Source organism: Priestia sp. FSL H7-0729 (assembly GCF_038005685.1).
Lineage (GTDB): Bacteria > Bacillota > Bacilli > Paenibacillales > Paenibacillaceae > Paenibacillus.
On record NZ_JBBOTQ010000023.1, the window covers coordinates 43,450 to 49,449 of the forward strand.

The 6,000-nt window shown below is 46.9% G+C and carries 7 protein-coding genes and 1 other RNA gene; all 8 read left to right on the forward strand.

Annotated elements, in window-relative coordinates; all coding sequences use genetic code 11:
• Window positions 1-54: 54 nt before the first annotated feature.
• The 8 genes from MHH93_RS27200 (at window position 55) to MHH93_RS27235 (ending at window position 5,719) form a co-directional block, all read left to right on the forward strand.
• A complete protein-coding gene (locus MHH93_RS27200) occupies window positions 55-1,329 on the forward strand; it encodes a radical SAM family protein (RefSeq protein ID WP_500056575.1) in 1,275 nt (424 codons plus the stop codon).
• 102 nt (window positions 1,330-1,431) lie between these two features.
• Window positions 1,432-1,629 carry a 50S ribosomal protein L31 gene (gene rpmE / locus MHH93_RS27205; RefSeq protein ID WP_036607255.1) on the forward strand — a complete coding sequence of 66 codons (198 nt, stop codon included), beginning with the start codon at window positions 1,432-1,434 and terminating at the stop codon, window positions 1,627-1,629.
• 148 nt (window positions 1,630-1,777) lie between these two features.
• Window positions 1,778-2,045: signal recognition particle sRNA large type (ffs, locus tag MHH93_RS27210), an RNA gene on the forward strand.
• Window positions 2,046-2,219: 174 nt separating this feature from the next.
• Window positions 2,220-3,965, forward strand: coding sequence for a DNA polymerase III subunit gamma/tau (gene dnaX, locus MHH93_RS27215; protein WP_500056579.1), 1,746 nt, complete (start codon window positions 2,220-2,222; stop codon window positions 3,963-3,965).
• A 41-nt stretch (window positions 3,966-4,006) separates the two neighbouring features.
• Window positions 4,007-4,318, forward strand: a complete 312-nt coding sequence (locus tag MHH93_RS27220) for a YbaB/EbfC family nucleoid-associated protein (protein ID WP_036607248.1) — start codon at window positions 4,007-4,009, stop codon at window positions 4,316-4,318.
• A 36-nt stretch (window positions 4,319-4,354) separates the two neighbouring features.
• Complete coding sequence (recR, locus tag MHH93_RS27225) at window positions 4,355-4,954, forward strand: recombination mediator RecR (RefSeq protein ID WP_062838113.1); 600 nt, start codon at window positions 4,355-4,357, stop codon at window positions 4,952-4,954.
• Window positions 4,955-5,139: 185 nt separating this feature from the next.
• Window positions 5,140-5,415, forward strand: a complete 276-nt coding sequence (locus MHH93_RS27230; protein ID WP_500056582.1) for a DUF2508 family protein — start codon at window positions 5,140-5,142, stop codon at window positions 5,413-5,415.
• Between the two features lie 34 nt (window positions 5,416-5,449).
• Window positions 5,450-5,719: a pro-sigmaK processing inhibitor BofA family protein gene (locus MHH93_RS27235; RefSeq protein WP_440392529.1), complete on the forward strand. Its 270-nt coding sequence runs from the start codon at window positions 5,450-5,452 to the stop codon at window positions 5,717-5,719.
• Window positions 5,720-6,000 lie beyond the last annotated feature (281 nt).

Here is a 6,000-nt window from a genome sequence, read left to right on the forward strand (position 1 = left end):
ATGGTACAATACACTCGTCGTTAGGTTTAACCCATTAGATGTGAGGAGAACATCATGTATTTAGTATACGCAGATGAAAAAGGTAATGTATTTGATCACCCATCCCTGTACGGGCTTGCCCGCAGTGGAGATATGATCGTTGAGATTATGGAAGATGAGTTAATTCCTTTGCCAGAAGGTGCAACATTGGTTGGACTCCCAAGCACCCGTCCCATTGGTATGGACCCGGATACCGGTGAGATGCTGCCAATGCCAACGGACACACAGGCTGTAGGCGCGTTGCTTCCACAGGGATTCACTCGTTTGTGTCTCCCTGGTTATGTGAAGACAGATAAGGAGTATAAGTTGCCGTTGTTCGGTTATTCCGCAGTAGTCTGGAAAGATGGCGGTTTCTATGTCACGGCTGCGAAGTCAGATAGTCCTGACCAATGGAACCCGCTCAACTGTAATCGTGACGATGTGCGTTCCGGGGTTAAGCGGTTGACAGAGCAATACCCGGAGAACCGTCTTTACACCCATCTATCCAACTGTGCGCTTGGATATGAATGTCTAACATCTTCGAACACATTCCTGAATCGTTGGGAAGGTGGAGTGCCGGTATCCTATTCTTGTAATGCGGGTTGTTTCGGGTGCATCTCCGAGCAACCGGATGATAGCGGCTTTGTTTCCCCGCAGACACGTATGAACTTCCGACCACGTGTGGATGAGATTGTGGAGGTTATGCTGGAACACCTGAAGACACCGGAGTCCATCATTAGCTTTGGACAAGGTTGTGAAGGGGAGCCTTCCACGCAGGCCAAACTGATTATTGAAGCGATTCGCGAAGTGCGTTCCGTAACGGATATGGGGTATATCAACATTAATACCAATGCCGGTCTGAATGATCACATTAGAGGTATTGTGGATGCTGGTTTGGATCTGATGCGTGTAAGTACAATCAGCGCACTGGATGACCACTATAATGCCTACTATAAACCGCGTGGTTATACCTTAGCCAATGTTGAAAAGTCGATGAAATACGCAGCGCAGCAGGGTGTATACACCTCCATTAACTATTTGATCTTCCCTGGCGTAACAGATCGTGAAGAAGAGATTGAGGCGATGATTGAGTTTGCGAGAAGAACCGATCTGCGCTTGATTCAGATGCGTAATCTCAATATTGACCCGGAGAGCTATCTGGAATTAATCCCTCCAGCTCAGGGTGATATCTTGGGTATGAAGCAGATGATTGAGATCTTTGAAGACGAGTTGCCTGATGTTGTGATCGGATCGTATACCCATGTTCCGCCAGCTGGAATGGCACGTCCTAAACGGTTGATTACCTCTTAACAATAATGGATTGCAACGGGCACAAGGCCGTGTTATAATCTCAGAGTTGTGCCATTTACTCTGGGTCCGCTTGAGGCTCAGGGCGGAAAGAGGTGAAAGGTAATGAAAGAAGCAATTCATCCTAATTACACGATTGGTCAAGTATCTTGCGCTTGCGGGAATACTTTTGAGACAGGTTCGGTTAAAGACGGACTTCGTGTAGAGATTTGCTCCGCGTGCCACCCGTTCTTCACAGGTAAACAGAAGTTTATCGATGCTGGCGGCCGTGTTGATCGTTTCAAGAAAAAATACGGAATCTAATAGGACAATTCTTGGGAGTTGTCTGCTAATTTGCATCCAACACACCCCTGCTGATCTGGCAGGGGTTTTTATATGCTTCATGCCTGCATAATTGTCTCCCGCTCCTTCTGGTTGCAATTTGGATAACCTTACGTTATACTATTTCTTACCGTGCTAGATGGGGAGGTAGCGGTGCCCTGTAACTCGCAATCCGCTATAGCGAGGTTGAATTCCTGCTAGAGGTTTTGTCGATGTGAGGTTTGGTCCCTGAACGTGGTGTTGACGGTTGGGTCCTCCGCAATGAGTACTCATGAACCTGGTCAGGTCCGGAAGGAAGCAGCCATAAGTGAGATCACTCTTGTGCCGGAGGGTTGCCTAGCCCGAGCTATTGTTCAGGGGTGCCACTTGGATCGCGAATATCGATAGCAGGTGCACGGCTTACCATTTAAATGTAGAGACCTTTGCAGTCGTATGTATGCAGAGGTCTTTTTGATATGTCTTAAAAAACCACGCATGAATGAGTCAGATAAAGTTTGGATTCACCCTGGAATATAGTATAATGGGGGAACGACAAAGGACTCGAATGCGAAGTGGAAGGAAGGTAACGCATCATGGAGCATATCGCGTTATACCGGGCTTGGCGTCCCCAGTCGTTTCAAGATATGGTGGGGCAACAGCATATTATTCAGACCTTGCAGAACGCGATTCGTGAACAGCGGACTTCCCATGCCTACTTATTTAGCGGGCCCAGAGGAACGGGGAAGACAAGTGCCGCCAAGATTTTGGCCAAAGCTGTGAACTGCGAACGTGGGCCTGCGCCTGAACCTTGTAACGAGTGTGAAGCTTGCCGGAGGATTACGACTGGCGCTGTGATGGATGTGCAGGAGATTGACGCTGCATCCAACCGGGGCGTTGAAGAAATCCGTGATCTTCGGGAAAAGGTTAAATATGCGCCAACCGAAGTCCGGCAGAAAGTCTATATTATTGATGAAGTGCACATGCTGACGACGGAGGCATTCAATGCTTTGCTCAAAACATTGGAAGAGCCGCCGCCACATGTGATGTTTATTTTGGCAACAACGGAACCACACCGCCTTCCGGCTACCATTATATCGCGCTGTCAGCGATTTGATTTTCGCCGGGTTTCCCTGGAAGAGCAGACAGCAAGACTTACGCTGATCTGTGAACAGGAAGGCATGGAAGCTGACCAGGATGCGCTCCAATACATTGCCCGTTTATCGGACGGTGGAATGAGGGATGCACTTAGTGTGCTGGATCAGATCTCTTCATATACGGATGGGCGAGTAACGTACCAGCAGGTCATGGACATGACGGGTGGAATTGCTTCAGAGCAATTTGCTGCGCTGGCTGCTTCGCTGCTCAAGGGTGATGTGGGTCATATTCTGCAGATGATTGAAGGTTTCATGCATGAAGGAAAGAGTGCAGACAAGTGCATGGAGAATCTGCTGTATTATTTCCGTGATTTGCTTATGATTAAGATGGTACCTGATGCAGACAAACTGACGGACCGGGTGCTTAATCCTGAATCTTTTCGTGATATGGCGGAGTCATTCACCAGGGAGCAACTGTTCCACATGATTGACACCCTTAATCGGTACCAAAGTGAAATGAAATATGCAGTACAGCCACAGACATTATTTGAAGTTGCGTTGCTTAAACTGTGCAGTATTCCAGCTCAAGGTGAGGCCTCAGTTCAGGTAGGGGCTTCAGTTCATGCAGCACCTGCGGATGGGGGAGAGATCAACCGTTTGAAGCAGCAACTTGCTGAATTGGAGAAGAAGTTGGATCGTGCACTCAAGAGTGGATTGCCTGGCGGGGAAGGTGTATCAAGCGCTCCATCGCGTCCAGCAACACGAGCCCCTGTATCGAGAGGTAACTCACCTGCGAAGCTTCCTGCACAGTTGGATCAGTATGTTGCGCGCAAAGGTGCTCCTGAGTTCGCAGAGATCAGCAAAAAATGGAGTCAGATTTTGCAACGAGTGAAAGAAGAGCGGGTTACCGTTCACGCTTGGTTTGTAGATGGTGAGCCGGTATCCTTGCTTGAAGACAATGTATTGGTTGCCTTCAAAAACAACATTCACCGTGAAACAACGGAGAAGCAGGCGAACCGCGAAGTCATTGAGCGGGTATTGTCCGAACAGCTTGGGCGTCCTGCACGATTGGTGACGATGATGCTCAAAGATTGGACCGGAGCGACGGAGGGAGCTTCTGAAACGCCAAAGGAGGACTTTAAGCTTGAACCTGAGCATGAAGACGGCGGTTCAAGCAACAAGCAGCCTTGGATTGATGAAGCCATCCAGCTCTTTGGTGAGGACCTTGTAGTGATCAAAGAATAATGCGCATTGCGCGATAACCATAACAAAGGAGATGAACAATTATGAACAACATGAACCAAATGATGAAACAAGTGAAGAAAATGCAGGAGCAAATGCTGAAAGCACAAGAGGAACTGGCGGACAAAACAGTCCAAGGTACATCCGGTGGCGGTGTAGTGACGGCTGAAGTTAACGGACACAAGAAATTGCTTGCGATCACGATCAAACCTGAAGCGGTAGATCCGGAAGATGTTGAAATGTTGCAGGATCTCGTTATGACAGCTGTTAATGATGCAATGGCCAAAGCCGATGAGATTGCCAACAAGGATATGGGCAAGTTCACAGGCGGCATGAATATTCCGGGATTGTTTTAATTAAAAAATTGATCCTGTCAAAGGAGACACAATCGATTGTATTATCCCGAACCAATAGCCAAGCTGATTGATGCCTTCACCCGATTGCCGGGTGTAGGTCCCAAGACGGCAGCGCGTTTAGCTTTTCATGTGCTTAACATGAAGGAAGATGACGTTATTGATTTTGCCAAAGCACTCGTAAGTGTGAAGCGTAATCTTCATTACTGTTCTGTGTGTTGTAATATCACCGATACGGACCCGTGTCGTATCTGTCAGGATAAGTCCAGGGATGTCTCTGTAATCTGTGTAGTTCAGGATTCGAAAGATCTGGTGGCCATGGAGCGCACCAAGGAGTTCGATGGATACTATCATGTGTTACAGGGTGCGATTTCACCTATGGAGGGAATTGGCCCGGACGATATTCGTTTGAAGGAACTCCTGATTCGATTAAGTGATGAACGTATAAAAGAGATCATCTTGGCGACAAATCCCAATATTGAGGGTGAGGCTACAGCAATGTACATCTCCCGCTTGGTCCGTCCCTTTGAGATCAGTGTGACCCGGATTGCGCATGGATTGCCTGTAGGGGGCGATCTTGAGTATGCGGATGAAGTGACCCTTTCCAAAGCGTTGGAAGGGCGCAGGGAGATGCGTTAGTGTAATCAATTTGTATTACGCAGTGCACTTCCTTGGAAACTTCGGATGCTAAATACGTTTCAATGTGCAAAGAGAGCCCTAGGGCTCTCTTTTTTTGTGAAGAAATTGAATGCCCGAGTTCTAAGTTTGTCCTTTCCCTGATAAGTATGAGAATATGCTGTGCTGATCAGAAGGGGGAAGAGTTTATGTTTTTATGGCGAAATACACGGAAATCGATAGAGAAACACAACAGAATATTGAAGGAGCTTGAGGAGGGTCAGATTTATGCAGATATTCAGATGGCTAAGCAGGAGTGGGAACGAGCTATGAGACAGTTTGAAGATGCACAGGGGCAGGATGAGATTGATTATGCTATTTATGTATTGGAGGCAGCAGAGCGGAAATACCAGATCCACTTGAGAAGAGCGAAGCGAGCCGTAGCTAATGATGATATTGAATCACAGCGAGGGCTTAGTATGTAGAGTCGAGTTTACATTAAACATGGAGGTGTAGCATATGAAGAGTATTATACTGGGGAGTGTATTGGTTGTATCGTTACTGGGACTTATCGTTGTTTTATTCAGAAAGCGGATAGGGCTGTCGGTTTTCACTTCATTTGGAATTCATCTGGTGCTTGCTGCAGTGGGGATATATATCGTGAATTATTCCGGCTGGATTACAGGAACCTACATCCCGCTGAACCCTGCAACGATAGGGACTGTAACTGTTTTGGGATTGCCAGGTGTGGGGCTATTGTTGGGGTTGAAAATTTCTTTGTTTGGATAGTTGACTCCGAGGATATTTATATGGTACATTATATCTCGTTGCTTTGCTTGCTTGGTAAGATGCTTTAGATGAAATGAAGAAGTTCACAACGAGCTTCGAAAAAGAATTTCAAAAAAACACTTGACCAAAACAAACGAAGTGTGATATATTATAAAAGTCGCCGCTGAGAGAGAATGGTGACGAAAAAACGAGTTTGATCTTTGAAAACTGAACAACGAGTGAGTAAACATTCTGCTTGCAGAATGAACGCGAAAGTTGGAAACAAGCCTTGGCTTGAATCA